The sequence below is a fragment of the Allobacillus salarius genome (assembly GCF_007559425.1).
In the GTDB taxonomy this organism is placed as follows: Bacteria; Bacillota; Bacilli; order Bacillales; family Alkalibacillaceae; genus Allobacillus; species Allobacillus salarius.
The window spans coordinates 38,918-65,624 of the sequence record NZ_VMHE01000001.1 but is presented as its reverse complement, the minus strand read 5'-3'; the positions used below and the strand labels follow the sequence as shown (position 1 = coordinate 65,624).

Genomic DNA, 26,707 nt, shown 5'->3' with positions numbered 1-26,707 from the left:
TACGTGTTAAACAAAATTTATGACTGGATTGATGAACGATTGGATGTAACGCCAATCTGGCGTGATATTGCCGATCACGAAGTTCCTGAGCACGTAAACCCAGCCCACCATTTCTCAGCTTTTGTTTATTGTTTTGGTGGATTAACGTTTTTCGTTGTCGTCATTCAAATTCTATCTGGTATGTTTTTGACAATGTACTATGTACCGGATATTGAAAATGCTTGGGAATCTGTTCGATACTTACAAACAGAAGTTGCTCACGGACAAATTGTTCGAGGAATGCACCACTGGGGAGCCAGTGTAGTAATCGTTATGATTTTCTTACATACACTGCGTGTGTTTTTCCAAGGTGCTTACAAGAAACCTCGTGAATTGAACTGGGTTGTTGGGGTATTATTATTCTTTGTAATTTTAGGTTTAGGGTTTACTGGTTACCTATTACCATGGGACAACAAAGCATTTTTCGCTACACAAGTTGGACTGGAAATTGCTGAAAGTGTACCATTTATAGGAACTGAGATTAAAACACTTCTAGCTGGTGATCCTACGATTGTTGGTGCACAGACCCTGACCAGATTCTTTGCGATTCATGTATTCTTCTTACCTGCTGTCTTATTCGGTTTATTAGCAGCACACTTTATCATGATTCGTCGTCAAGGAATCAGCGGACCACTATAAGTTTTATTTAGTGAATACAAAAAGGAGGGAACACTGTGCAAAAAGGTAAAGGTATGAAGTTTGTTGGCGATTCCCGTATTAAAGTGGGACCAAAGCAAACCATTCCAAAAGACTATTCAGAATATCCTGGTAGGACAGAACCGTTTTGGCCAAACTTTCTATTAAAAGAATGGTTAGTAGGTGCTGTATTCCTAATTGGTTTTCTATGCTTGGTTGCTGCTCACCCATCTCCTTTAGAGATTAAAGCAGACCCAAATACATCTGGTTATATTCCGTTGCCTGACTGGTATTTCTTATTCTTATATGAATTGTTGAAATATGAGTTTGCGGCTGCAGAATATGTGGTAATTGGTACGATTGGTATTCCAGGACTAGCTTTCGGTGCACTATTGTTAGCACCTTTCCTAGATAGCAAGCCTGGCCGTCGTCCAACACAGCGACCAATTGCAGTTATTCTTATGCTATTAGCGGTTGTTTCCGTTTTCTGGTTAACGTATGAATCTGCTTCTGCAGTTAACTGGGAAGAGCGTGCAGAATACTCTGTGTCAAATATGACTGAAGTTGAAGTAGACAAAGATCATGCAGGTTATGAAGTATATGCAAATAACTGTATGAGCTGTCACGGTGACAGTTTGCAAGGTGTCCCTGGAATGGCTCCAGATCTAGTGGACCTTCCTTACGATGCTGCTGCAATTAAAGATATTGCACAGAACGGTATCGGTGAGATGCCTGCTGACATGTTTACTGGTTCAGATGAAGAATTAAACCAACTAGCTGACTTTATCATGACAGCTTCCGGTGGTGAAGCTGCGGAAGGAGAAGGAGAAGGTTCCGACTCTGAAGATAGCAGCGAAGGTGAAGATTCCGCTGAATAATAATGTGATATAATTTATTGAATGTAGACCGGCAAAATCGATTAACTGATTTTGTCGGTTTTTTTCACATGAACATACAAGAAAGTGCGGGTTGAAGATTATATGTTGAACTACTTATTAATGAACCGAACGTTTCTTATACTCTTATTAATCATCAACATCTTAGGAACGATCTATGGTTATATTTGGTATGGTTGGCAGCTAGAAATAACACCACCAATCTTTATCCCATTTGTTCCTGATTCTCCTACAGCATCTCTGTTTTTTGTTATTGTTCTAATTGGCTTCTTGCTAGGTCGAAATTTTAAGTACATAGAAGCTTTAGCTATGCTGACTTTATTTAAATACGGCGTGTGGGCTGTTGTAATGAATGGTTTGACGTTCATTCAATTGTCATCGATATCCCCAACAGGAATGATGTTGGTGCTTTCACATGGAGCTATGGCTGTTCAAGGTCTCCTCTATGCAAAGTTTTATCGAATCGAAATGAAACATTTAGTTGTTGCAGCGATATGGACGTTACACAATGATGTCATTGATTATGTGTATGGCATGATGCCTATCTATCATCAATTAACTGATTCGATAAATCACGTTGGGTATTTTACTTTTTGGTTAAGTATCCTTTCAATATGGCTTGTCTACCGCTATGGCATTAAATCCCCTCGTTCTAAGTTAACCCTCTAAGCGCATAAGATGAGTAAAGCCTTTATAGAGGGGTTGAGCTGAGTGGGTTATAATTGGCATCTTATTGGTTCTTTTTTCGTCATGAGCAGAACACCAAGTTGGAGTCATTTCTTGTTAATCGTAGCCGTTATTTTTACCATTGTAATCAGTTCATTAATTTATGTTTCATGGAGAAAATACAAACAGACGCAAGAAAGCAAAAATGTTGAAAACGACGATGAATTTGACTAAAATTGACCTATAGAGAAAGAAAAATATAGGAGGAACGACCATGACAATCGGATCAATGTTAATTTACTTTGGAATATTGCTCTTACTACCCTTATGGGCAAGTAGTCGAGTGAAGAAAACATATCAAAAGTATTCAAAAATCCACAATTCTTCTGGCATGACTGGGAGAGATGTCGCTTTAAAGATTTTGCAAGATAACGGCTTGTATGATGTACGTGTTGAGGAAACGAAGGGTTTTCTATCTGATCACTATGATCCACGACAAAAAGTGGTTCGTTTATCATCAGACAACTATCATCGCCCTTCACAAGCTGCTGCAGCCATTGCAGCTCACGAGGTAGGACATGCTATCCAACATGCGCAAGATTACGCATTCCTGCGGTTTAGAACAGCTTTAGTCCCAATGGCAAGTTTGGGTTCTAATATGGCGTACTTTTTAATTCTAGGTGGAATTTTTCTGCAAGCAAATGGACTTTATTTAGCTGGAATTTTCCTAATGACTTTTGCTGTACTGTTTCAATTGGTTACATTACCTGTTGAATTCGATGCATCTAATCGTGCAATGAATCAACTTGTATCTACAGGTGTCGTGACAAGTAGTGAGCACCGCGAAACGAAGAAAGTATTGAATGCCGCAGCTTTAACATATGTTGCTGCAGCAGCAGTAGCAGTTATGGAGCTTCTACGTTTTGTATTGTTATATTTGAACAGTAATAACTAAGCGTTTGATCAAAGAAAATAAATCATCATAAAAGGCATACTAGAAAAAAGATTCTAGTATGCCTTTATTTTATGGAGACACAAATGCAGAAGAGAACTAATATTATCTTACGATTCAAACTCAAATTATAAATAAATGCCTGAATGAGAACGCGGTACGCATCTTCATTCAGATATTGAAATCATTAATCAATCGGATTCTTATTTTCATCCAATGTGAATCCTTCTCCGAGAACATCGTGGACAGTCATCATGGAAACGAAGGCATGTGGGTCAACTTCGTTAATTAAATTTTTCAATCGAATGATCTCGTTTCGTCCGACAACACAGTAAATAACTCGTTTAGCTTCACCTGTGTAACTTCCACTTCCATGTAAGAGTGTCACGCCACGGTCCATTTCCTTCAATATCTTATTTGCAATCGCTTGTTGGTGGTCTGATACAATCAATGCACCTCTTGCAGCATAAGCACCATCCACCATGAAATCAATGACTCGAGCTGCGATAAATACAGCAACTAACGTATACATCCCTTCAATTTCATTCAAATAAAAAATCACTGATGCAACAATAACGACCGCATCGAATAAAAACATTGTACGGCCCATACCCCAGCCAACATATTTATTGACTAGCCGGGCAATGATGTCGACACCACCAGTTGTACCTCCATAGCGGAAAATAATTCCCAAACCTACACCAATAAAGGAACCGGCAAACAATGCCGCCAACGTCATATCGTTTTGTAGTGAGAAACCGTACGGGAAGATTTGAAAAATCCATAGAAATACAGAAACCATGACTGTGCCGATTACCGTATAAATAAACGTCGATAGGCCTAACAAACGCCATCCTACGAAAAATACGGGAACATTTAAAACAAGGTTCATGATTGCAGGATCCCAAGAAAATAGAAAGTATAAAAGCAGTGTGATCCCGGTAAATCCACCTTCTGTTAAATTGTTCGCCATGTTGAAATTGACGACTCCAAATGAAAAGATTGCAGAACCAATAATAATAAATAATATATTCTTCATTTTAATCGGAATTTTCATTTAACCACTCCAGACATATCTCCAGAATATTATAGACAAATAAATTAGATTCATCAAACAAAGTTTAATGATTTGTCAAAATTCGTCTGTTTAGCTAACATATGATTAGATGTTTTCATGAAGGAGACGTTAAATCGTGGAAAAGCAATCAGTAACATTAAAAGAAACACAAGAGCGCGTAGATCGGTTTATCCGACAATTTGAAGAGGGGTATTTTTCTCCACTTTCTATGATGGCTCGATTTACTGAAGAGATGGGGGAGCTTGCACGAGAGATTAATCATTATTATGGAGAAAAACCAAAAAAATCTACGGAAAAAGAAAAATCGATTGAAGATGAGCTTGGTGATGTTTATTTTGTGTTGGTGACATTAGCGAATTCACTTGGCATTGAGCTCGATGAAGCGTTCGATCGAAGTATGTCAAAAATAGAACATAGAGATCAAAACCGTTGGACGAAGAAGGAGAATCAACATGAATAAAACCATTAATATGATTGTTGCCGGCCCTCGCGGTAAAATGGGCCGAGAAGCTTTAGCATTAATAGAACGCACGGAGCATTTTCGCCTAGTCGGTTGTATCGACCGAAAAAACGACGGAATGAATCTTCGCGATTTGGAAGGCATGCCTGCATTTGATGCACCAATATTTACAGATGCGACGGAAGCATTCGATCAAGTGAATGCAGACGTTTTAATTGAACTTACGAACCCTCATGCTGGGTACCATCATGCGAAGCAAGCGCTGATCCACCATGTGCGACCGGTTGTCGGTACGTCTGGTTTTTCAACGGATCAATTGCAAGAACTTGAAGAATTAAGTGCTTCAAATGCAACAGGTATTGTGATCGCACCGAATTTCGCAATTGGTGCCATTTTAATGATGCGGTTTGCGAAAGAGGCTGCTAAATACTTTCCGGATGTAGAAATCATTGAAAAACACCATGACAATAAATTAGATGCTCCTTCTGGAACAGCAGTCAAAACAGCTCAACTGATTCAAGAAGTAAGAGAAAAGCATAAACAAGGCCATCCAGATGAAATAGAAACGATTGAAGGGGCTAGAGGGGCAGATGTAGATGGAATGAAAATTCACAGCATGCGACTACCAGGATTTATTGCCCAACAAGAAGTTGTGTTTGGAATGAGCGGACAAACATTAACGATTAACCATAATTCAGCAGATAGAGCATCATTTATGAGTGGTGTTGAATTTGCGGTCAATGAAGTTATGAATCGTGAAGATTTCGTTTATGGACTTGAAAACTTAATGGAATAGGTTGTGAAATAATGAAAATCGCATTAATTGCACATGACAAGCGAAAAAGGAATTTACTCAATTTCGTCACAGCTTACAAAGATATTTTTAATGATTATGAATTATTTGCTACAGGTACAACAGGAAAAATGATTCAAGAAGAGGTTGGGTTGGATGTTCATCGATTTCAATCGGGGCCATTAGGTGGTGATCAGCAAATCGGTGCAAAAATTGCAGCGAATGATTTAGACTTAGTGGTTTTCTTTAGAGACCCATTGACAGCTCAACCACATGAACCAGATGTTACTGCATTACTAAGATTATGTGATGTTTATCGAATCCCTCTCGCCACCAACGAAGCGTCAGCTGAAATTATGGTTCGCGGCATTCAAAGCGGGTGGCTTGATTGGAGAAACGTCAAGGAGTCAACATCTTTATATGATGAATAAGAAAATAGGTATCGTTTGCTATCCAACAGTCGGGGGATCTGGGGTGGTAGCAACCGAATTAGGTATGCATCTATCTGACCGGGATTATGAGATTCATTTTATTTCACAAACCATGCCCTTTCGTTTAAAACGGCTAGACCCTAATATCTTCTTCCATGAAGTTGAAATTGCAAATTATCCAGTATTCAAACACCCGCCTTATGACTTATCTTTGGCGAGTAAAATAGCGGAGGTCATCGACCGTGAACAGTTAGATATCATTCATGCTCACTATGCAATGCCACATGCAATATGCGCTCTTTTAGCTAAACAAATGGCGAAAAAAGATGTGCGTGTCATTACAACCTTGCATGGAACAGATATTACGGTACTTGGTATTGATCCAAGTCTAACGAATTTAATTCGTTTCGGGATTGAAGAGTCAGATGCTGTCACGGCTGTTTCCTATAGTTTAAGGGACCAAACGAAAGAATTACTAAATATACAAAAAGACATTGAAGTCGTTCATAACTTTATTGAATCTGATAAAATAGACGAACCAACTGATAAAAAAGAATTAAAAAGAAAATTATCCATTCAGCCAGCTGAAAAAGTAATGATTCATATTTCCAACTTTCGCAAAGTGAAAAGAGTTCAAGATGTCATTCATGTTTTTCATCGAGTTCAACAAACAGTAAATACAAAACTTCTTTTAGTAGGCGATGGCCCTGAATATGGTGATGCTTATCAACTCGTTCAAAATCTAGGATTACAAGATCAAGTCATCTTTATGGGTAGGCAGGACAACATACATGACTTATTCGCAATTAGTGATCTAAATTTGTTAGTCTCTGAGAAAGAAAGTTTCGGCTTAGTACTTTTGGAAGCTATGGTAGCTGGAGTACCGTCAATTGGTTCGAATACAGGCGGGATTCCTGAGGTGATTAAAGATGGTGAAACAGGCTATATTTGTGAAGTTGGCGATATTGAAGCGATGAGCAAAAGAGCCATTCACCTTTTGACACAAGAGTCTGAATGGAAACGACAATCGACTCTTTCCAAAGAAAGAGTGAGAGAGTGCTTTGATGCTGAACAAATCATTAAACGTTATGAAAATCTTTATTATGAAGTATAGAAGGCGGTAGATTCCATGATCGGTAAACCATTCGATCAGGCGGCACCTATTATACATACACTCAACAAACACGGATATGAGTGTTTTTTTGTCGGTGGATCCGTACGTGACTTCCAATTAAAGCGTACAATCGGTGATGTTGATCTCGCAACTGACGCAGATCCACACACTGTTCAACAATTATTTAAAAGAACGATTCCTGTTGGCATCGAACACGGAACAATATTAGTTCTTTTGAATGATAATTCGTATGAAGTAACGACTTACCGGACAGAAGGGGAGTATAAAGACCACCGTCATCCAGAGCAAGTGTTTTTTGTAGATAGCATAGAAGAAGACTTAAGTCGAAGAGATTTTACGATTAATGCTATAGCTATGGATCTAGATGGTAATATTATCGATCCGTTTAATGGTCTGCAGGATTTAAAGTCAAAACGCATTCAGACCGTTAGACATGCACAAGATCGATTTAACGAAGATGCACTTCGGATGTTGCGGGCCATTCGCTTCTCCAGTCAATTGGAATTCTTCATTGATGACGAAGTAGTTACGGCTATAAAAGAAAACCGTTCACTATTAGACGCAATCTCTGTAGAACGAATTACAGTGGAACTGACGAAGATGTTCGGCGGAAACGGTGTCGTTCGAGCATTGGAATATTTAAAAGAAACCAACCTTTATCAACAGTTACCGATATTTCGAGAGAATGAAGAAGTTTTTTCGCAAGTTTATAAACGACTTCGTGAACCAATAAGCGATCAAGCCGTCTTAATCGCGTATTTACATTTGATGGAACCATCGATATCGATATCAACATGGTGTAAAGCGTATAAGCTCTCTAACGCAGTCAAACGAAAAGCGACTATTATTCATGAAGCTTTTGATCAACATCAAACAACGGGACTAACGAATGATCTGTTGTATCAATTGACGTTTGACCATATACCATCATGGAACGAATACATTCGCTTAGCTGAAGGTAAGTCCTATGATTTAAGTGAACTTTATTCGATGTTCGAACAGTTGCCTATTAAGCAAAAAAGCGACTTGGCAATTAACGGATCTGACTTGATCCGTTTATTTCCTGGACGAAAAAAAGGAAAATGGATCAGCGATTATCTCAGTGAGTTGGAATACCAAGTGTTGCGCCAGGAGTTGCCGAATCAAAAAGATGAAATCGAAAGGCAAGTGAAAACATGGAATCAAACCGAACAAAACTAATTGAGTTACTTTCAAATTATTCCGATCGATATATATCAGGTGAACGATTATCTGAGCAACTCGGTATATCTAGGTCAGCGATATGGAAACACATGAATGAGCTGAAAAAAGATGGCTATCAAATAGAAGCCGTAAGAAACAAAGGATACCGTATTATCGGATTCCCTGATGAATTATCAGCTTCTTCTATACAGTGGGGCCTATCAACAAAATGGCTTGGTAAAAACTTGATTCACCGTAAATCAATCGACTCGACTCAATTTTTAGGACACGATCTAGCGAGAGAGGACGCACCGCACGGTACCGTCATTATCGCTGATCATCAAACAAAGGGTCGTGGCAGGCTAAAACGATCATGGCATTCTGAAGACAAGCACGGATTATGGTTTACGGTCATTTTACGTCCAACATCTTTGGAACCGAAAGACGCTACACAATTAACCTTGGTTGCAGCTGTTGCGCTAGTTGAAGCGTTTCGTCAATTAGGTCTAGAAGTGAAAATCAAATGGCCGAATGATGTTTTTTCAAGAAGACTTAAACTGACGGGTATTTTGACCGAAATGCAAGCTGAACAAGATCAAATTGAGTACATATTACTTGGCATCGGAATGAACATTAATCAAGATCAGGATCAATTTCCGGAAGACCTTAGAGAAAAAGTGACTTCTTTAAAAATAGAAACAGGTAAGTCATACGATTTAACGCAAGTTTTCCACGAGGTTGCGCAGCGACTGGAAGAAAAGTATGATACATTTATAGAAGAAGGATTTGAACCGATTAAGAAAGAGTGGGAGCAACACGCGTATCGCTTAAATGAGTGGTTAACAATTAAAACAAAAGAAACGTTTCAAGCAAAATTTGTTGGAATTCAACACGATGGTGCGCTTCTTATTGAAGATGAATTGGGTAGGCAAACTGCCTTGTACTCGGCAGAAATTTATTGGTAAAGGAGTCTTTACTTATGAAAACAAGACGTACCTTTGAAAAGATGAAGCAGGAAAATAAAAAAATCACCATGTTAACTGCCTATGATTATCCATCTGCCAAAACAGCTGAGAATGCAGGTGTGGATATGATTTTAGTTGGAGATTCATTGGGAATGGTTGTTCTTGGCTACGATTCAACAATTCCAGTGACAGTCGATGATATGATTCATCATGGGAAAGCAGTCAAACGCGGGGCACCTAATACGTTTACCGTCGTTGATTTACCTTTTATGTCTTTTCATGTCTCTGAAGCGGAAGCAATGAAAAATGCTGCTCGAATCGTTCAAGAAACTGGAGCAGATGCAGTGAAACTCGAAGGGGGACAAGAGCTTGCCCCATTAATTCGTAAGCTGACACAAGCAGGTATTCCAGTCGTTGGACATATCGGCTTAACACCACAAACATTCCAGGTCTTAGGTGGCTATCGCGTTCAAGGTAAAACAACCGAAGAAGCAAGGCTATTAATTGAGAATGCCAATGCATTAAACGATGCGGGAGTTATTTCGATCGTTCTTGAATGTGTGCCTGCAAAACTTGCGACAAATATAACGAAAAACTCGAACGTTCCAACAATCGGTATTGGAGCAGGGAATGGAACTGATGGCCAAGTACTTGTCTACCACGATCTATTGCAATATGGCGTGGAGCGTCTCGCAAAGTTTGTTAAACCGCAAGCTAACTTAAATGAGAGTATCGATCAAGCAATTAGAACCTACATAAGTGAAGTAAAAACAACTGCATTTCCATCAGATGAGCATACATATGCCATCAACGATGATGTGCTTGATGGGTTATATGGTGGAGAAAAATGATACGTATAAACACCATTAAGCAAATGAGAGAAAAATCCAAGGAATTTCATCAAAATGGTCAATCGATAGGCTTCGTAGCCACAATGGGTTATTTACACGAAGGTCACTTACAGTTAGTCAATAACGCACGAAAGGAAAATGACATAGTTGTCGTTAGTATTTTCGTAAACCCATTACAATTCAATCAAACGAGTGATTTAACATCTTATCCGAAAGATTTAGAACGTGACGCTGAGCTTTTGGAAGCAGCTGGTGTGGATATCGTCTTTCATCCAACTGTCGAAGAGATGTACCCGAAACAAAGTGTTATTCAAATGAGTCTTCTCGCTAGGCAGGATGTTCTATGTGGTGCTAGTAGACCCGGTCATTTCGAAGGGGTTTTGAAGGTTTTATCTAAATTATTCATCATTATTCAACCGACAAAAACTTATTTTGGATTAAAAGACGCACAACAAGTAGCTGTTGTCGACGCACTAATTGAAGATCTAAATTATGATATTACACTTGTTCCAATTCCGACTGAACGTGAATCAGATGGATTAGCCATGAGTAGTCGAAACGTTAGACTATCTGCTGCCGAACGGAAAGAAGCGCCAAATATTTATCAAGCATTGAAAGCTGGTCAACACTTTATACAGTCGAATGAAAGCTGGTCACGTGATCAAGTAATCGATCACGTAAAACATAGACTACAAGAGCGAGTCAGTGCTGAAATTGATTATGTAGATTGTTTGACTTACCCAGATTTACTGCCTTTAATAAAAGAAAGTGATTCAATTATTATTGCAGTTGCAGTGCATTATAAAGAAGCCCGGCTTATTGATAATCTTATCCTTAATCAATCGGGTGAAGAAATCTACAGAGGTGAAGAGTAATCATGATCCGTACCATGATGAATGCGAAAATTCATAGAGCAACAGTAACTGAAGCGAACTTAAACTATGTTGGAAGTATAACGATAGATTCCACATTATTGAAGAAGGTAGGCATCTTGCCTCATGAAAAGGTGCAAATTGTCAATAATAACAATGGGGAGCGGATTGAAACCTATGTGATTTCCGGTGAACCAGACAGTGGTGTTATTTGTTTGAATGGAGCAGCAGCTCGTAAATTTCAACCAGGGGATCAAATCATCATTATTTCCTATGTCCAAATCGACGAAAAAGAATTAGGCGAACATCGCCCCTCAATCGCTATTTTGAATGAAAAAAACCAAATCGAACAGCAGCTTGAAGAGGAACCACCATTAACGATTTTATAACTCCCATTTCAAGTGGGAGTTTGTTTTGTCATCCTAACATTTATGGTGGAGAGGAGGAAAAAAATGACTCGATTTGTATCGGTCGATTTAGAAACGACAGGAAACTCAGTAAAAAACGGAGACGAAATTATCGAAATTGGCATTGTAGTTATTGAAGACGGCAAAATCGTCGATGAGTATGAAGCAAATATTAAACCGAATGGGTCAATTCCCCCATTTGTTTCGCAATTGACAGGTATTAGCGAAAGGGACTTAGTCGATGCACCGACTTTCAAAGAAGTAATTCCAGAAATCCTGCCTTTCTTTGATGACTGCTTTTTTATCGCACATCCGGTTCACTTTGATTATGAATTTTTAAATCAAAGCTTAGTAAAGGCCGGACACTCTCCGATTGCATGTGCAGTAATCGATACAGTAGAATTGTCACGTGTTTTTTTCCCATCAGCACCAGGTTATCGGCTTCAGGATTTGACTAATTATTTAAATATTGAGCATTTTAAGCCACATCGTGCGCTATCTGATGCATATGTAACAGCTCTTATCTTTTTGGAAATCATTCAAAAAATGAATGGACTACCACTAGAAACATTGCTTCAGTTGAAGCCGTTAATTAGTAATTTCCAAACAGATACAGAGTTTTTCTTCGATGACTTGATCGCTGAGAAACGACAACGCAGCGATTCAAATTATGCACTTGATTATCAATACGGTTTAGCAATTAAGCAAATACATGAGACCGACGTCATTAAAGACGTCCATTTTGATGATTTTAATCAATTTTTAAACGAAACGTTTTCAGAACCTTTATTCGAGAGTCGAGAAGGTCAGCAAGAAATTGCAAAAGAGATTTATGATGCCTTTCAAAAAAAGCAACACCGAGTGATCGAAGCACCATCAGGACTAGGTAAAACGTTAGCTTATTTATTGGCGGCTTATGCATATAGCCGTAAATATAATGTCCGTACGATCATCAGTACATACACTTTACAATTACAAAAACAAATTTTTAAATATAGCGAACGTTACCCGAACTTGTTCCCAGCTGGGAGTCTTGCTTTATTGAAGAGTCCAAGTAACTATTTACACGTGCGGAGGTTCAAGGCATTTTACGACCGTTCCATTAAAGATTCGGCAAATTTTGATATTACATTATCATTGGCAATTATTCTCGTTTGGTTAACAGAGACGGAGACAGGAGATGTAGAAGAGCTCCAACTTCCATCTCGAGGTCAGGATATTTGGAAATTGATTTCTTGTGATCATGATGATGAACCTACGGACAGATCTTCCTATTTCTTTTTCGCTAAAGAAAGAGCAAAAAAAGCAGCGATTGTTATCGTAAACCATGCATTTTTAACCGCTGACTTTAAAAAAGGAAGGAAAGCTATTCCACCGAGCAGGCAGATTATCGTCGATGAAGCTCATCATTTTGAAAATGTCACAAGGAATCAACTGTCGAATCAAATTGATTATATATCTACATTGCAATTGTTTCAGTCTCTCGCTCGTATTGGTATGAGCGAAGTCATTGAAACTGCAAAGATAAATGCAGACTCTTTCTTCAGATTAATTTATCAAGCGGTAGACTTTCTTCATTCACCAAAGGACCCTGTGTCTGATACGGGTAAGATACAACTATCGGTTGACGAAGAAGCTTTAGAAATGATTTTTAGCGGCGAAATTCGCGAACAATTGAATCAATTTTTGTTAAGCTGTGATCAGTTAAGAAATTCAATCTTAAAAAAATATTTAAAAACAGACCTTGAACGGTCGATTCAAACGAAAGCGAATCGACAGTTAGAGGAAATCATCGAATTTTTAACGACATTTTTCCAACAAGAAAAGAAAATGGTACGTTGGATTGAAATTGATCAACAAGGTGCGAAAAATGCAGCGTCATTAAATATTGAGCAACTAGATTTGAGTGAACAGTTAAGTAGTTGGTATGGACGATATACGAATAGCATTGTTTTTATGAGTTCTACTTTACAATTAAAGAATTCATTCCAACATTTTTTATTACAAATTGGTTTACCGGAAGATACACCTACATCCCTATATGCATTGCCAAGTGTATATACCAATCGTACAGAAGTGCTAATTCCAGCCGATTTTCCGAATATAACGGATGTGAGTGCAAAAACTTATGCTCAACACGTCGCTTCATTTGTCGACCGTTTCCATGCACAAACGAATAAAAAAATGCTCATATTATTTACGTCTTATCAATTATTAAAAGATACGTACGAACGTTTACAACCAACGTCTCGGACAGTGTCGATTTTCGCACAAGGGGTTCAATCAAGTAGTCGAGATAAATTGAAAAGACTATTTGAAGAAACAGATGACGGTGTATTGTTAGGGACGAACTCTTTTTGGGAAGGGGTAGACCTTTTAAATGATACCGAAAAGGTCATTTGTATAGCTCGGCTGCCATTTGAATCGCCTAATCATCCCGTATACCAGGCGAAGTGGAATGTAATGAAACAACAGAAAGAAAACCCTTTTGAGCAGTTGGCATTACCATTGGCAATCACCAGATTTCGCCAAGCTTTCGGTCGATTAATCCGGCATTCTGAAGATCGTGGATTAATGATTATTTTAGATAAACGTGTAATGAGTAAACGTTATGGAAAACAATTTATTCAATCACTCGGTGAAACACCAGTACTTTATGAAGATACGCAACAACTTATCGACCATGCAAAAAAATGGCTCTCATATGATAAAGACAATGACAAATGATAAGAAGGATGTCAGAAATCTTTATGGATAGGTGAAGCCATTGAAAATCATTCTTGCTCTATTAATCGGCATGACTTCTTTTCCGCTTTTTCAAACGGATCAGAACGATGAATTAATTTACTATCCGTTGAATGAAGGCAATATCGCCTTCCTGAAAGTAGACGAAACGGATATATACTTGTTCAATACGGGGCATGAGGTTGACCGTCAACAGATTCTTGATCAATTAGGCCGATGGAACGATTACAATATCCGAGGCATTATCATTACGAAAATTGATGAACATAATTGTGGGAATTTAACATTTTTGGCAAAAAAGTATTTAATTGACCAACTGATCCTACCAGGAAACTCACCGTCATGCACCATCGATCAAAAAGGTATCGAGGTAACCGATTTATCGAAAGAAAAATCAGTTCAACTCACAGATCATTACCAAGTAAAGCATTATCCTTCTAAACAGGGTAAAGCAGGAAACCTAGAGCTAAAACGGAGTAATTTTTCTGCCTATTGGTATGAAACTTCATCAGTCAAACACAACAGCGACCGTGCGACGATTGTGTATATTCCTTCGTATATTTATGAAAAGGACCTAGATATCAGTTTTTTGGATCAGTTGGATCCACGTGTCGCTGTGATTCAAGAAAAAGCTAAGAAAGAACAAATGAGATTACTGAATGATGTATTTTCGAAAGAGTGGATTGAGGCATTCTTTTTAACGAATAAACTATCTGTTCACATCGAACTAGGGAATAATCCTTATCGAATCTTCCTTGTCAGACGATAGCCGATGAAATTTGGATGAAAACAATGAAAAATTTTGTTGTTTACTGTTATAATGAACAGTGTGCTTAAAGTCTAAAGAAAAATGCAAGGTAGGTTCCACAGAATGCAAATTAAGAAAAGGTATATTGTCATCGGAATTGTTCTGTTGATTGTTTTGTCTTTGGTTGCTCTTTTCAGTATTTTGATGATTACATCTTATAATACAAAGGGTGATCATAACGATCACATTGAACAGGTAGCAGCGATTGCTCTTGAACACAGCCCAATTGAGTCAGTAGATGAATCATTTGAATTCAATGGTGAATCATCTTATTTTGTTTACTTAGGTGAAAATAACGAAGGTAAAGCTTATTATGTGTTCGTACCGAAAACAGAAAATGTAGATGATATAAAATTACTCGAACAAGAAGAAGGCTTAACAAAAGAAGAAATGCTCAATCAGTGGTCTTCTCAATGCACGAATTGTGAGCTCGTGTCTATATCACCCGGAATTATAAAAGGTCGATTCATTTGGGAAATCATCTATACAACAAGTGAGCAATATTACTTTCAAAATTTCTCCTTTAGTGACGGGGAAATTTATGATTCAATCTCGTTCCAAAGAAATTAACGAAATCGAAATGAAGGAGTGGTGTTACATATGGAATTAGCTGATCGCGTTCAAGCACTGACCCCATCAACAACTTTAGCTATTACATCGAAAGCGAAAGCATTAAAAGAAGAAGGTCATGATGTCATTGGCCTTGGAGCTGGAGAACCTGATTTCAACACACCGGAAGACATTTTAAATGTCGCCAAAAAAGCGATGGATGAAGGGAAAACAACTTATACGCCTGCTGGTGGAATCCCTGCTTTAAAACAAGCAATCATCAAGAAATTACAGGATGATCAGGGATTGTCGTATACGGAAGAGGAAATTATCGTAACGACTGGTGCCAAGCATGCTTTGTATAATCTGTTTCAAGTGTTACTGAACCGTGGTGACGAGGTCGTTATTCCTGTTCCTTATTGGGTCAGTTATCCAGAACAAGTGAAGTTAGCAGAAGGGCAGCCCGTCTATGTAAAAGCTTCAGAAGAAAATGATTTTAAAATTACACCAGAGCAGCTGGAAAATTCGATAACGGATTACACGAAGGCTGTTATTTTAAATTCGCCTTCAAACCCTACTGGTACTCTTTATACACAGGAAGAATTAAAGGCACTTGGAGAAGTTGCGCTTAAACATGATCTAATTATTGTTTCAGATGAAATCTATGAGAAGTTGATTTATGGATCTGACGAACATGTATCGATTGCACAGTTATCAGACGAATTAAAAGAAAATACCGTTGTCATTAATGGGGTTAGTAAGTCACATGCCATGACAGGTTGGCGTATTGGATATGCCGCTGGAAATCGACAAATTATTCAAGCGATGAGTAACTTGTCATCTCATTCGACATCCAATCCGACAACCATTTCGCAGTTTGCTGCAATTGGCGCATACTCGATGGATCAGCATAAACTCAATGAAATGAAAGATGCCTTCGAAGAACGACTGAACAAATTACATGAATGGATGTCTGAAATTCCTGGGATTTCATGCGTAAAGCCTAAAGGTGCATTTTATTTGTTCCCGAACATATCTGAAGTTGTAGCAAATTCACCTTTTGATTCAACGGATGAATGGGTGAAGCAATTGCTAGAGGAAGAAAAAGTGGCTGTCGTTCCTGGTTCTGGCTTTGGCTCGCCAGAAAATATCCGTCTTTCATACGCAACGTCACTGGAAAACTTAGAAGAAGCAGCTAAACGAATCGCTCGCTTTGTCAAAAAGCATTCGTTGAATTAAGGAGGAAGTAATTAATGAAAACAACAATCGCAGAAGTTGGCAAGCATGTAAATGAATCGGTAACGATTGGTGTCTGGCTTCATAATAAACGTTCTAGTGGAAAAATTGCATTTTTACAGCTCCGTGATGGAACAGGATTTATTCAAGGTGTTATTGTAAAGTCTGTTGTAGGTGAAGAATTATTCGAACAAGCGAAACATCTGAACCAAGAGAGTTCTCTTTATGTAACTGGTGAAGTTGTTAAGGACGACCGTAGCCCTCTTGGCTATGAACTACAAGTATCAGGCTTTGAGATCATTCAGGAAGCTCATGATTATCCAATTACACCAAAAGAACACGGACCTGAATTCTTAATGGATCATCGCCATCTATGGTTACGTTCCAAGAAACAACATGCCATTATGAAGATTAGAAATGAAATTATCCGTGCAACATACGAATTTTTCAATGATGAAGGCTTCGTCAAAATTGATCCGCCAATTTTAACGGGAGCTTCTGCAGAAGGAACGACGGAATTATTTCATACAAAATATTTTGATGAAGATGCCTACTTATCCCAAAGTGGCCAGCTTTACTTAGAAGCTGCTGCAATGGCATTAGGAAAAGTATTCTCATTCGGTCCGACATTCCGTGCAGAAAAATCTAAAACACGACGCCATTTAATTGAATTTTGGATGATTGAACCAGAAATGGCTTTCATGGACCATGATGATAGCTTAGTCATTCAAGAGAATTACGTACAGCACCTAGTTCAATCTGTTTTGAAAAATTGTGATATGGAATTAGATGTATTAGAACGAGATAAGGAACAATTAAAGAAAATAAAAGCGCCATTTCCTCGAATTACGTATGATGAGGCTATTGAATTCTTGAAAAAAGAAGGATTTGAAGATATTGATTGGGGCGATGATTTTGGTGCTCCACATGAGACAGCGATTGCGGAAGCACATGATCAACCAGTATTCATCACTCATTTCCCGACGGAAATTAAAGCGTTTTATATGCAACCAGATCCAACTAACGAGAAAGTCGCACTTTGTGCTGATTTGATTGCTCCTGAAGGATATGGTGAAATCATCGGTGGTTCTGAAAGAATATATGACTATGAATTAATGAAAAAACGCTATGAAGAACACGGGCTTGAAGGTCCTGCATATGAGTGGTATTTGCAGCTACGTGAATATGGAAGTGTTCCGCATTCCGGATTTGGACTTGGCTTAGAACGGACAGTAGCATGGATTTCTGGAACAGAACATATCCGTGAAACGATTCCATTCCCACGCTTGTTAAACCGACTGTATCCTTAAGAAAGTAGATGACTCAATTTATATTGGGTCATCTTTTTAAGATATCGTCATCTGTTTTTTATTCATATACTTTACGGTCTAATTCTTACTTTAAACACAATAAAAAATATGAACGACCTAGAAAAGAGGGATCGTTTTTGGATATACCATTTTCTTATCAAAAAATGATGATGCATCAAATTAGTGTACCGACTGAGTTAATACGCTCCTATCGAAAGCTTGATTTAGCGGAACAAGATGTCATTGTTATTTTGCAACTCATTACGTTACAGCAACAAGGCGATCTATTACCTTCATTTGATTTCATCTCCGAAAATATGCAACTATCACCACATGAAGTAGCTAATATTTTAAAAAAGCTAAAAAACAACGGTTATTTACGTATTGAACAAATAGAAGATGAGCAACGCATGGTACATGAATGGTACTCTCTAGAGCCTCTGTTCAACAAATTATATGAAGATACTTCCTCTACAAAAGACCAAGAAAAGAAGGAAGAGGGGAAACTGTTCGGGCTATTTGAGCAAGAATTCGGCCGTGCTCTTTCTCCAATAGAAATTGAAACTGTCAGCCACTGGCTTGACCAAGATCAATTTAAACCAGCATTAATTAAAGCAGCTCTACGAGAAGCAGTCTTAATGGGTAAAATGAACTTTCGCTATATTGATCGGATTTTAGCCGAATGGAAGAAGAGAGGTATACGAAGTTCTGCCGACATGAACCAAGCGAGAGAACCGATGCAAGAAAAACCAAAAGAAAAACGAGACACATCCGTCTATTACAATTGGTTAGAAGAGTAGGGGGGAATAAGCCTTGCTGAACAAAAAACAAATAAGAGTCGTTCTAGATACATTTGAGGATATGTTTCCGGATGCTGAGTGTGAATTGACTCATTCAAACGAATTTGAATTATTAATTGCTGTCGTTTTATCAGCACAAGCGACTGATGCACTCATTAATAAAGTAACGCCGGATTTATTCAAGAAGTATAAGTCACCGGAAGATTATTTAAATGTTCCGTTAGAGGAATTGGAAAACGATATCCGACGAATCGGTCTATTTAGAAGTAAAGCGAAAAATATACGTAAACTATCCGAAGATTTAATAGCGAAACATAATGGGGAAGTACCGAATGATTATGATCAATTAATTGGGTTAGCTGGTGTAGGTAGAAAAACGGCAAACGTCGTAATGTCTGTCGCTTTTGGCAAGCCAGCAATAGCCGTTGATACACATGTCGAACGAGTTTCAAAGCGTTTAGGCATTTGTCGATGGAAGGACTCTGTACTTGAAGTAGAAAAAACATTGATGCGTAAAATTCCAGAGGAAGAATGGAGCGATACACATCATCGAATGATTTTCTTTGGGCGCTATCATTGTAGAGCAAAGTCACCAAACTGTCCTGAGTGTCCTTTGTTGGAGCTTTGTAGGGAAGGGAAAAAGCGAATGAAGAAGAGGGAAGTCATTTCGAAAACGTAACTGAACTAAGCAATCGCCAGCTTCTTTTGAAAAGCTGGCTTTACATATGTTGATGACTTTAGATTAATGTTGAAGAATTGAAAATGAATGTTGAAACTCTGCTAATTAACGTTGAAGAAATGCATGGTAACCTTGAAGACATAAACTCAGGGAGTAGCACGTAAATAAACTATCAAAAAAAAGACATTGAGAGCGAAATCTCAATGTCTTTTTTAAATCTAATTATGCGGCGTTATCTTGATTTTCCGAAGGTTTATTGGTTGATGAAGAAGAGTCTGATGTATCATCTGATTCTTCTTCATTATCGGAATCATCACCAGAATCACTTCCAGTGGAGCCATCTCCACCAGTTCCACTTTGTTCTTCTTCGTCACCTTGACCTTCATCGTTTCCTTGGCCTTGGCCACCCGAGTCGTTGGCAGAATTATCGCCACCGTCATTATTGTTTCCAGTGTTATTATCGTCATTGTTACCATTTCCATTGTTACCATTTCCATTGTTGCCATTTCCGTCGTTGCCTTCATTTTCTTCTTCGTTATCTTCTTCGCTGTCTTCTTCTGATTCTTCCTCTTCTTCCTCAGGTTCTTCTTCCTCTTCTGCAGGAATCTCTACCGAGGTAGTGACAGGATCACTTTGGTTTTCACTATTATTGGCATCAATCGCAACGAGTTCAAACGAATAGGTAGACCCTGGTTCAATCTCATCGAATGTAAATTCTGTCTCAGAGGTCGTTGTAACAGATTGCATGTCACTACCATCTACAGAGACACTTAATTCAAATTCAACATCGATATCTCGATCAGAATCACCAAGTAATGGATGCTCCCAGAACAAGTTAACGAGTTGATCTTCTTCCTCATAAACTGCCTGGAAGTTGGATACAGGATCCATTTCAACATAAGTGTCAGATGTTTCAGTTGGTTCATGTCCTTTGACGAATAACTCTGTAACGATTTGGTCAGATGGTGTGTAATCACTAGCCAGTTTTGCTGGACGAGAACCTTTTTCGACCGCAACTTCTACGACAGAGCTCGGTCTTACAAAATCAGCTGTTTCGACGCCTTCAGACATGTGGTTCATCAATTGACTGAACAATCGTTGTGGAATTGATTTGTCCGGAATTGGACTCTCATCATCGTAACCACCCCACACAGAAATAGTAAAGTTCGTTGAATACCCAACCAACCAGGAATCACGGTCTTTATTCGTTGTACCTGTTTTCGCTGCAACAGGAATGTTTACATTGGTGTATCTTGCACCAGTACCGATTCTAGGTACATCCTTTAACATATCTGTAATCATATAAGCTGTGTAATCAGACATCGCTGCACGAGACTCTGGATTGATTTCAATTTCTTCTCCATCACTCATAACAACTTTTTTGACTGAGTGAGGCTCATTGTATATTCCTTCATTACCAAACGCTGCAAAAGCTCCAGCCATCTCCAGTGGGTTTGTATGCAAATCTCCACCGCCGATTGAATCAGAAGGAACGAGTGAGTCCGGCAATTCCATACCTAAACCTTCAGCAAACTCAGCTGCTTTTCCAGCTCCAACTTCATCAAACGCTTTATATGCTGTCGTATTATAGGATTGATACAAAGCTTCACGCATTGTCATCCAGCCATGATAACCTCGACCTGCGTTACTAATTGGCTCATCTTTACCTGGGAAAGATATTGGCTCATCATTCATTTGATGGTACGTTGACCATTTTAAATGTTCAATGGCAGGACCAAAGTCCAATATTGGTTTAATAGCAGAACCTGGCTGTCGCTTTGAATTCAATGCAAAGTTAAAGCCAGCCCCAATACCATCTTTTTTATTTCGGCCACCACCGATGGCAAGAATTTCACCTGTTTTCGTATCAATTGCAGCAATTCCAGCTTCCATTTCGTCATCAGGGAAGGTGACAGGTGACTCGTCACTTAACAAGTATTCGACTTGTTCCTGAGCAGAACGGTCGAGCGTCGTATGAATGGTTAGGCCAGATGCGAAGATATCGACATCATCACCTAATTCATCTTCCGTTTCACGTACGACTTGTTCGATGAATGAATCATAAGGTATTTCTGTTTCATAATCGTCTTGAATCATGTCAGCCACTTTGACTTGTTTTGCTTCTTCAGCTTGTGCTTCCGTAATTTTTCCATGATGAACCATTAAGTTGAGCACTGTATTTCGGCGTTCTTCCGCTAAATCTGGATTCTTGACTGGATCATAAGCAGAAGGGCGCTGTGGAATTCCAGCAAGTAATGCCGCTTCAGCAATCGTCAACTCTCCCAAGTCTTTTTTACCAAAATAAGCTTCGGAAGCTTTCGCAACACCATAAAGCCCATTTCCATAGTAGATTTTATTTAAGTACATCATTAAGATTTGTTGTTTTGAATATTCTTTTTCTAATTGAATCGCCAAGTATTGCTCTTGGACTTTTCGTTTAATTTTTTTATCTTTCGTTAAAAAGGCATTTTTGACCACTTGTTGCGTAATCGTACTTCCGCCTTGTGAACCGAAGCCGTCGGTAATGTTCGCAAGTACCGCAGCGGCTGTACGTCTGAAATCAATTCCACTATGATCCCAAAATCGCACATCCTCAGTAGCCAAGACAGCGTCTTCCATTAATGGAGACAAATCTTCATAGGTAATCTTACGTCGTTTTTCGGCACCTAATTCGGCTACAAATTCACCGTTTCGATCAACTATTGTTGTCGAGAGTGGATCTTCTAATTGTTCCGCATCCAAGCTTGGTGCATCGCTAATGAATGAGATTGCGACCGCGACAACAACCACAGTACCTAGCAAACCGACAATCAATAAGCTGATGAATAATTTTTTCCAACTAAATTTTTTCTTCTTTTTATTTTGTTGTTTCTTAGCCTTTCGACTTTTTGTTTCTTGACTCATAATCAATCTCCTCCGTTAATGTATACCTTCTCGATGACTTTGATGTAGTCAACCTTTGCTTGTAATCTAAAAGGAATTTCAAAACCGTTATCTTTTATAAAGTTATAGGGAAGGGATTTACGTTTCCCATCAAATTCTGTGTCCCATGCCCGTATAAATGGACGTATTGGCAACAGAAAAGTTTCATTTAATGGTTTAAATCGGATAATGAAAAAACAAATACCCCCATGTTGATCGACTCGTCGCATATGTTCTACTTGGTGTTCATGAATATTAGAGAATGGCAAAGACGTCTTATTATTCGTTTCTTTTGCTTCAAAGTCAACATATCTGCCTTTATACAATCCATTGAAGTCTGTCGTTGAAGGCCTACGATAATAGGCTTCTTTAATGGTTGCTGCACTACGTTTCGGATAGTCGACTTGTACGACTTGAATAGGTGTTGGTTTTTTATGAATGACAGCAATATTTGTTTCTAAATAAAACTTATTCGTTTCGACAATTTCATTTTCGAGGGTCATCCCGCGATTCCCGTATGTATTCAATACGTTTTTTGAGCGATTGATTGCCGATGGATTGGTGGCTTTTTTTCCATTTGGATAATTCATCATTACCTTCCTTTCATGAAAGCCTTATTTCATTGTATCAGAACTATGATTGCTGTTATTTAACAATATCGTTAAATCTTATTTTATCAAACGTGTGTTTTCTATCCATTTTACCAAACAATAGAGTAGCTTCCTAATGCGACCATTGTAATATATCAAATCCAATGTTTTTGTTCAGGCTCCTTTGTACATACTGTATAAAAAACACATAAAGGAAGAGATACATGGTTCAGCTATGGATTCACTATATCAAGGAGCAAACAGAAAAACACAATATCGATAATGTATCTAGAACAAAAGCCTACTTGGACTTTTACGAGCGTAACCCGAATATACAGTGGGCATTTTTGGCGAGCTTTGTTTCTCGGAATGCAGGATGGAATATGACAGACTTATCTACGGAAACATACCAAAATCTATTGTCAAAGCGCGAATTGAAATCCCTTTATTTAACTTATGAAAGTGCGAATTGGTATATCTTCCAAGATGCTTATCCTCAATTACTCATTTATCAGCTTTCCGTAGAACAAAGAAGACCGATGTTTTTTCTATTGAAACACTTTCATGTCTCGGCTTTCATGGAAAAGATGTGGTATGAATTTTATAAGAAAAAAGATTTGAATCAACTATTATATGCCCAAATCATTAATGAGCAAAACTTAATTCAGCACCCGATTATTGAGAATGAACCTTATCAAAAGAAGGTGTTCCGCCGCATTCCATATCATCTCCAATCGATTTTTCATATGAATGCCGTGCTATTACCGACATTAAAAGGCGACCTTTACGGCGACTTTGTTCCACGTTTCAAACAAGTGACAAAGCGCATCCAATTCGGAAAGAAAATTGCTTCCATATTATTCGATTCGAATCACTACCCATTATTCAAGGCTTTTGCAGATCAAATTGAAGTAACAGGGAGCAGAACAGAGTACGAGCAATTCTTAAACGAAAAGTGTATTGAGACGCCAACGCTAGATCAAGCTTTCGCTAATACAAAACATCAGTTAATAGAAAGACGGACGGATTGGCATGACCAGAAAAGAGTTCAAAAACGCTGGTTCAAAGATGTCTCAACAAAAGAAATCAAAACAATCGGCGAACAATTTTATGCCAAGCGAGCTGCATTGGAAAATTTGACGAATACAATCGAAAAGGCGAAGGATGCCTTTGCAGAGAAAAAGTAGTTCAACAGATTCTTTGTCGGTATTTTTCTAGTTTTGTCAGGCTTGAAGGAGTTTCTTATGATGGCGTGTAATCGTATAGCTAAGCGAATACAAAGGAGGACGCCAATGATGAAAAAACCGATTATTAAAGAAGACCACGTTCGAAAGGAATTACTATTAAAATCACTAGGGCGATTGGAAAAAGAGTTGACGATATTAGAAAACCGTTTCTTTTCAAAACCACAAGTCAAAAAATAGATGAATCATTGGCGCGATAGACTTTTTCATGGTACATTATCATCACTGGTAGGTGAGATCATGGAAGAATTTATCGCGTTCACAAAAGATCTAAAAGAAAATTTACTCGAGAACTTACTTCATCAATATTCGGAAGGTAGAAAGTTTAATCGCAAAGACTATGATGACTTTGCTATTGTTAAAAAAGAAACTTATCCGCTTTTCGAACAAATTGAAAAGTGGGAGACAGATGCGCATGAACTCGTTCACAAACTCCCGATTTTTCCAAATCAAATTACAAATACCAAAGATAACCTCGAGATTATGATTTTACATAGTTATTTTCATGACGTTAGAAGAAAGAGGTTCATGGAGCTATATCATTCGGTTTTATACAATTTCGATTTGGTATTAAATCATTTTGACGCTCAGTAATTTTGAGCATAAAATTTATGAGAAGGGAGAAACGAAATGAAACGAGATCAATTAATGGACCTAGCTAAAGAAATGTTGGACAAAGCTTATGTTCCTTACTCAAAGTTCCCAGTTGGTGCAGCTGTCGTAACAAAAAACGGCAAAGTATACCAAGGGTGTAATATCGAGAATGCTGCTTATCCAGTTAGCTGTTGCGCAGAGCGAGTAGCGATTTTCAAAGCTGTTTCAGAAGGTGAGAGAGATTTCGAACAACTTGCTGTCATCGCAAACACCGACCGACCTGTCGCGCCGTGTGGCTCATGTAGGCAAGTAATGGCTGAATTCTTTTCACCGGATACGCCAATCCATATGGCGAATCGAACTGGTGACATTGAAGAAACGATACTTGAACGTTTATTGCCTTATTCATTTAATACTACAGACCTCGAATCAGGTCAAAGTAAAAAATAGATAGAATTATGTCAAATGAGCTAGAGAAATCTAGCTCATTTTTTGATATACTGATATTATGACGATGAATGCAATTACCATAACAGGTTATAAACCATACGAATTGAATATCCGAGATGACAAAGATGAGAAAATTCTCGTTGTTAAAGAAGCCATTAAACGCTCACTTTTGCGCTTTCTGGATGAGGGTGTTGAATGGGTACTTCTTTCTGGACAACCAGGAGTGGAAACATGGGCATTTGATCTCATTCAAGAACTAAAAGAAACATATACCATTCATGTAGCGATTGTTCCACCGTTTACGGAACAAGAGAAGGTATGGAAAGAGCCCGTTCAGGAAAAATATTATCAAATGATTAAGCAGGCTGATTTTTATCAACCTTTAATGAACAAACCATACGAGCACCCTCGGCAATATGTCATCAAGGATAAATGGTTTATCGAAAAAACTGACGCTTGTATCCTCGTTTATGAAGAGGAATACGGGGGTTCACCGAAATATTTTGAGGATTTGGCAAGAACATACCAACAAAATCATATGTATGAAATGGATGTTATTTCTTCTTTTATATTAGAAGATGTAGCTAGAGAGATGAATGAGTTATAGATTGTGGAGGTGAATGGAAAATGAGAGGAATTAATTTAACGTCACAGGAAATACTGGATAAAGAATTTAAAACAACAATGCGAGGCTACAACCAAGACGAAGTGGACGAGTTCTTAGATGTTGTCATTCAAGATTATGAACAGTTCCAAAAAGAAATTTCGCGTCTGAAAGAAGAAGTGAGCCGACTGACACAAGCGAGCTCAACAAACGCACAAACTGGCTCAATGCCACGTTCCCAAGTGAATGCTGATGTGCTACAACGTTTGTCGAACCTTGAAAAAGCTGTGTTCGGTAAAAAATACTAAGACTACCAAGGATGAATTTCCAGCAAATTACTTATACTGGCCCTTCTTACTATGTTATAATAGACGTACTAAACTAAATAAGATAAATGCTCAAGTAACCGCTCGTACATGTTTGCGAGAGGAAAGTCCATGCTCACACAAGCTGAGATGCTTGTAGTGTTCGTGCTTGACGAAACAATAAGTCAAGGCAGCGAATGATCGCTGACGGCAGGGTTTCGACCTACGTCCTCAACGGATATGGTCCATAACCCTTTAAAGTGCCACAGAGACGAGCTTGATTGGAAACAATCAAGGTGGAACGCGGTAAACCCCTCGAGTGAGAAACCCAAAATAAGGTAGGGGCGCTCTATTGCAGGGAATTCAACCTAGCATAGAGGCAAACTTGTTAGACAAGTTTGCAGATAGATGGTTACACCGGAGTACGAGGCTGACCACCGTTTGCAGTACAAAGGAACAGAACATGGCTTATGTAGCATTTATCGGTCAATTTTTTAATACATAGAGT

At 38.4% G+C, this 26,707-nt stretch carries 30 protein-coding genes and 1 other RNA gene; 28 read left to right on the top strand and 3 right to left on the bottom strand.

The features are described 5' to 3' along the window. Positions 1-3 precede the first annotated feature (3 nt). The 5 genes from qcrB to FPQ13_RS00340 all read left to right on the top strand — a co-directional run bounded on the left by qcrB (position 4) and on the right by FPQ13_RS00340 (position 3,192). The gene (gene qcrB, locus FPQ13_RS00360) at positions 4-678 is read left to right on the top strand and encodes a menaquinol-cytochrome c reductase cytochrome b subunit (protein ID WP_144087314.1); all 675 of its coding nucleotides are present in this window, start codon (positions 4-6) and stop codon (positions 676-678) included. A 35-nt stretch (positions 679-713) separates the two neighbouring features. Further along, entirely contained in the window at positions 714-1,553 is an 840-nt protein-coding gene (locus FPQ13_RS00355; protein ID WP_144087313.1) for a menaquinol-cytochrome c reductase cytochrome b/c subunit, read from the top strand. Positions 1,554-1,655: 102 nt separating this feature from the next. Continuing rightward, positions 1,656-2,240 (top strand): lipoprotein heptaprenylglyceryl N-acetyltransferase LhaT, encoded by a 585-nt coding sequence (gene lhaT, locus FPQ13_RS00350; protein WP_144087312.1) that lies wholly within the window; start codon positions 1,656-1,658, stop codon positions 2,238-2,240. A gap of 42 nt (positions 2,241-2,282) precedes the next feature. After that, on the top strand, positions 2,283-2,471 hold the full coding sequence (locus FPQ13_RS00345; RefSeq protein WP_144087311.1) for a sporulation protein YpjB: 189 nt from the start codon (positions 2,283-2,285) through the stop codon (positions 2,469-2,471). 40 nt (positions 2,472-2,511) lie between these two features. Further along, complete coding sequence (locus FPQ13_RS00340; RefSeq protein ID WP_144087310.1) at positions 2,512-3,192, top strand: zinc metallopeptidase; 681 nt, start codon at positions 2,512-2,514, stop codon at positions 3,190-3,192. 184 nt (positions 3,193-3,376) lie between these two features. Here the strand turns inward: FPQ13_RS00340 and FPQ13_RS00335 are convergent, their stop codons facing one another. After that, the gene (locus FPQ13_RS00335; RefSeq protein WP_144087309.1) at positions 3,377-4,246 is read right to left on the bottom strand and encodes a YitT family protein; all 870 of its coding nucleotides are present in this window, start codon (positions 4,244-4,246) and stop codon (positions 3,377-3,379) included. Positions 4,247-4,382: 136 nt separating this feature from the next. Here FPQ13_RS00335 and FPQ13_RS00330 point away from each other — a divergent pair, with 136 nt between their 5' ends. The 16 genes from FPQ13_RS00330 to nth all read left to right on the top strand — a co-directional run bounded on the left by FPQ13_RS00330 (position 4,383) and on the right by nth (position 19,490). Beyond that, a complete protein-coding gene (locus FPQ13_RS00330) occupies positions 4,383-4,727 on the top strand; it encodes a nucleotide pyrophosphohydrolase (RefSeq protein ID WP_246065285.1) in 345 nt (114 codons plus the stop codon). Beyond that, the gene (gene dapB / locus FPQ13_RS00325) at positions 4,720-5,523 is read left to right on the top strand and encodes a 4-hydroxy-tetrahydrodipicolinate reductase (protein WP_144087308.1); all 804 of its coding nucleotides are present in this window, start codon (positions 4,720-4,722) and stop codon (positions 5,521-5,523) included. The genes FPQ13_RS00330 and dapB overlap by 8 nt, the downstream gene beginning before the upstream one ends. A gap of 11 nt (positions 5,524-5,534) precedes the next feature. Continuing rightward, positions 5,535-5,951, top strand: coding sequence for a methylglyoxal synthase (gene mgsA / locus FPQ13_RS00320; protein ID WP_144087307.1), 417 nt, complete (start codon positions 5,535-5,537; stop codon positions 5,949-5,951). Continuing rightward, entirely contained in the window at positions 5,944-7,065 is a 1,122-nt protein-coding gene (gene bshA / locus FPQ13_RS00315) for an N-acetyl-alpha-D-glucosaminyl L-malate synthase BshA (protein ID WP_144087615.1), read from the top strand. Before mgsA ends, bshA begins: the two co-directional genes overlap by 8 nt. A 15-nt stretch (positions 7,066-7,080) precedes the next feature. Continuing rightward, positions 7,081-8,286 carry a CCA tRNA nucleotidyltransferase gene (locus FPQ13_RS00310; protein ID WP_144087306.1) on the top strand — a complete coding sequence of 402 codons (1,206 nt, stop codon included), beginning with the start codon at positions 7,081-7,083 and terminating at the stop codon, positions 8,284-8,286. Continuing rightward, positions 8,262-9,233: a biotin--[acetyl-CoA-carboxylase] ligase gene (locus FPQ13_RS00305; protein WP_144087305.1), complete on the top strand. Its 972-nt coding sequence runs from the start codon at positions 8,262-8,264 to the stop codon at positions 9,231-9,233. Before FPQ13_RS00310 ends, FPQ13_RS00305 begins: the two co-directional genes overlap by 25 nt. Positions 9,234-9,247: 14 nt before the next feature. After that, the gene (panB, locus tag FPQ13_RS00300; protein ID WP_144087304.1) at positions 9,248-10,084 is read left to right on the top strand and encodes a 3-methyl-2-oxobutanoate hydroxymethyltransferase; all 837 of its coding nucleotides are present in this window, start codon (positions 9,248-9,250) and stop codon (positions 10,082-10,084) included. Then, positions 10,081-10,959, top strand: coding sequence for a pantoate--beta-alanine ligase (gene panC, locus FPQ13_RS00295; RefSeq protein WP_144087303.1), 879 nt, complete (start codon positions 10,081-10,083; stop codon positions 10,957-10,959). Before panB ends, panC begins: the two co-directional genes overlap by 4 nt. Before the next feature lie 2 nt (positions 10,960-10,961). Next, a complete protein-coding gene (panD, locus tag FPQ13_RS00290) occupies positions 10,962-11,345 on the top strand; it encodes an aspartate 1-decarboxylase (protein ID WP_144087302.1) in 384 nt (127 codons plus the stop codon). Positions 11,346-11,408: 63 nt separating this feature from the next. Next, positions 11,409-14,090, top strand: a complete 2,682-nt coding sequence (dinG, locus tag FPQ13_RS00285) for an ATP-dependent DNA helicase DinG (RefSeq protein ID WP_186279493.1) — start codon at positions 11,409-11,411, stop codon at positions 14,088-14,090. 40 nt (positions 14,091-14,130) lie between these two features. After that, positions 14,131-14,877 (top strand): hypothetical protein, encoded by a 747-nt coding sequence (locus FPQ13_RS00280; protein ID WP_144087300.1) that lies wholly within the window; start codon positions 14,131-14,133, stop codon positions 14,875-14,877. Positions 14,878-14,979: 102 nt separating this feature from the next. Then, positions 14,980-15,486 carry a cell wall elongation regulator TseB-like domain-containing protein gene (locus FPQ13_RS00275; RefSeq protein WP_144087299.1) on the top strand — a complete coding sequence of 169 codons (507 nt, stop codon included), beginning with the start codon at positions 14,980-14,982 and terminating at the stop codon, positions 15,484-15,486. Positions 15,487-15,516: 30 nt separating this feature from the next. Beyond that, a complete protein-coding gene (locus FPQ13_RS00270; protein ID WP_144087298.1) occupies positions 15,517-16,704 on the top strand; it encodes a pyridoxal phosphate-dependent aminotransferase in 1,188 nt (395 codons plus the stop codon). Positions 16,705-16,718: 14 nt separating this feature from the next. Continuing rightward, positions 16,719-18,011: an asparagine--tRNA ligase gene (gene asnS / locus FPQ13_RS00265; protein WP_144087297.1), complete on the top strand. Its 1,293-nt coding sequence runs from the start codon at positions 16,719-16,721 to the stop codon at positions 18,009-18,011. A 137-nt stretch (positions 18,012-18,148) separates the two neighbouring features. After that, positions 18,149-18,811, top strand: coding sequence for a DnaD domain protein (locus FPQ13_RS00260; RefSeq protein ID WP_186279492.1), 663 nt, complete (start codon positions 18,149-18,151; stop codon positions 18,809-18,811). 13 nt (positions 18,812-18,824) lie between these two features. Continuing rightward, positions 18,825-19,490, top strand: a complete 666-nt coding sequence (gene nth, locus FPQ13_RS00255; protein WP_144087295.1) for an endonuclease III — start codon at positions 18,825-18,827, stop codon at positions 19,488-19,490. 222 nt (positions 19,491-19,712) lie between these two features. Here the strand turns inward: nth and FPQ13_RS00250 are convergent, their stop codons facing one another. After that, positions 19,713-22,394, bottom strand: a complete 2,682-nt coding sequence (locus FPQ13_RS00250; protein ID WP_144087294.1) for a transglycosylase domain-containing protein — start codon at positions 22,392-22,394, stop codon at positions 19,713-19,715. Positions 22,395-22,396: 2 nt separating this feature from the next. Beyond that, positions 22,397-23,002, bottom strand: a complete 606-nt coding sequence (recU, locus tag FPQ13_RS00245; RefSeq protein WP_144087293.1) for a Holliday junction resolvase RecU — start codon at positions 23,000-23,002, stop codon at positions 22,397-22,399. A 224-nt stretch (positions 23,003-23,226) separates the two neighbouring features. Here recU and FPQ13_RS00240 point away from each other — a divergent pair, with 224 nt between their 5' ends. From FPQ13_RS00240 to rnpB, 7 genes are all read left to right on the top strand, one after another. After that, complete coding sequence (locus FPQ13_RS00240; protein ID WP_144087292.1) at positions 23,227-24,189, top strand: DUF2515 family protein; 963 nt, start codon at positions 23,227-23,229, stop codon at positions 24,187-24,189. 108 nt (positions 24,190-24,297) lie between these two features. Then, a complete protein-coding gene (locus tag FPQ13_RS13895; RefSeq protein ID WP_281281160.1) occupies positions 24,298-24,426 on the top strand; it encodes a hypothetical protein in 129 nt (42 codons plus the stop codon). Positions 24,427-24,486: 60 nt separating this feature from the next. After that, positions 24,487-24,840 carry a DUF1798 family protein gene (locus FPQ13_RS00235; RefSeq protein ID WP_186279491.1) on the top strand — a complete coding sequence of 118 codons (354 nt, stop codon included), beginning with the start codon at positions 24,487-24,489 and terminating at the stop codon, positions 24,838-24,840. A 36-nt stretch (positions 24,841-24,876) separates the two neighbouring features. Beyond that, positions 24,877-25,290: a cytidine deaminase gene (gene cdd / locus FPQ13_RS00230; protein WP_144087290.1), complete on the top strand. Its 414-nt coding sequence runs from the start codon at positions 24,877-24,879 to the stop codon at positions 25,288-25,290. Positions 25,291-25,354: 64 nt separating this feature from the next. After that, complete coding sequence (locus tag FPQ13_RS00225) at positions 25,355-25,897, top strand: SLOG family protein (RefSeq protein WP_246065283.1); 543 nt, start codon at positions 25,355-25,357, stop codon at positions 25,895-25,897. A gap of 20 nt (positions 25,898-25,917) precedes the next feature. Further along, positions 25,918-26,202, top strand: a complete 285-nt coding sequence (gene gpsB, locus FPQ13_RS00220; RefSeq protein ID WP_144087288.1) for a cell division regulator GpsB — start codon at positions 25,918-25,920, stop codon at positions 26,200-26,202. A gap of 86 nt (positions 26,203-26,288) precedes the next feature. Next, positions 26,289-26,675, top strand: an RNA gene (gene rnpB / locus FPQ13_RS00215) — RNase P RNA component class B. Positions 26,676-26,707: the final 32 nt, after the last annotated feature.